The organism is Thalassospira permensis NBRC 106175 (assembly GCF_000714555.1).
GTDB lineage: Bacteria > Pseudomonadota > Alphaproteobacteria > Rhodospirillales > Thalassospiraceae > Thalassospira > Thalassospira xiamenensis.
This window is the reverse complement of sequence record NZ_AUNC01000058.1, coordinates 1-1,243: the sequence shown is the minus strand read 5'-3', so window position 1 is coordinate 1,243 and position 1,243 is coordinate 1. Positions and strand designations below refer to the sequence as shown.

The following is a 1,243-nucleotide window of genomic DNA, read 5'->3' as shown; positions in this document are numbered from 1 at the left end:
TTCGAGTCCTGCTGCCGGAGCCACAAACCCCTGGAACTCTGTTCCGGGGGTTTTTGCTTTTGTGCCCTGCCCTGCAAATTGCTACCAATAGCGCATCATCCGCCCTGAACTTCGATTAGGATCAATATATGTCATCCCCTGTTTCACGCCGTCACATGGCCAAGGATTTGAGTTTCTCGCAATTGGCGTGGGGCGCATGGCGATTGCGCGACAGCACGGACATCAAAAATGTCGGTGATATTCTGGCATTGATCCACGCCTGCCTTGATGCTGGGATTACCACATTTGATCATGCCGACATTTATGGAGGCTACGGATGCGAAACCTATTTTGGCGAGGCGCTGGCAAAAGCACCAGAACTGCGCAAGAGAATGGAAATCGTGACCAAGTGCGATGTCGCACTGGTCAAGGATGCGCGGCCTGACAACCGGATCAATCATTACAACACCAGCAAGGCGCATATTCTGGCATCGGTTGAAAATTCGCTTCGTAACCTGACAACCGACAGTATCGACATGCTTTTGATCCACCGTCCCGATCCACTGATGATCGCCGACGAGGTTGCGGATGCATTCAACGAACTCCGCCAGTCCGGTAAGGTTCGTCATTTCGGTGTTTCAAACTTTACGCCGTCACAATTCAATCTGTTACAAAGCCGACTAGATACACCGCTCGCCACCAATCAGGTGGAATGTTCGGTTCTGGAACTTGCCACGATCTTTGATGGCACGTTTGATCAGATGCAGCAAAAGCGGATCCATCCGATGATCTGGTCACCACTTGGTGGCGCACGACTGTTCAACGCGCAAAATGATGTGACAGCCGACCGCTTGCGCCCCGTTCTAGAACGAATGCGTGACAAATATAACCTGCCCGGCATCGCCGAAGTTGCAATTGCATGGCTGTTGCGCCTGCCCTGTCAGCCGGTGCCGGTCCTTGGCACCATGAAGACACACCGCATTACTGATGCAACAACATCCTGCGGCGTTCAATTTGATCGGCAGGACTGGTTTGAAATTCTGGTCGCGGCACAGGGGCATCCGGTCCCCTAAGCATTTACAGGCACAGGAAACAGGCGTTCAATTAACCGGAAGGCGACGGGCGATACGATACCGTGAAAAAAGATGGATTTCGGATCATTTTTTCTCAAAAAGGTCTTGCGGGATCAAAGCTGTTTTATTATACCCCTGCCACGCGCTTCGAACGGAGTGCCAACCGTGATCCGGCATAGCTCAGTTGGTAG

The 1,243-nt window shown here is 52.1% G+C and carries 1 protein-coding gene; it reads left to right on the top strand.

What is annotated here, in order from left to right; genetic code table 11:
• Positions 1-128: 128 nt before the first annotated feature.
• A complete protein-coding gene (locus SMB34_RS18505; RefSeq protein ID WP_007092572.1) occupies positions 129-1,052 on the top strand; it encodes an aldo/keto reductase in 924 nt (307 codons plus the stop codon).
• Positions 1,053-1,243: the final 191 nt, after the last annotated feature.

Bases quoted from the DNA above. Each gene is read 5' to 3' on its own strand.
- SMB34_RS18505 (WP_007092572.1), top strand. From the start codon at position 129: ATGTCATCCCCTGTTTCACGCCGTCACATGGCCAAGGATTTGAGTTTC.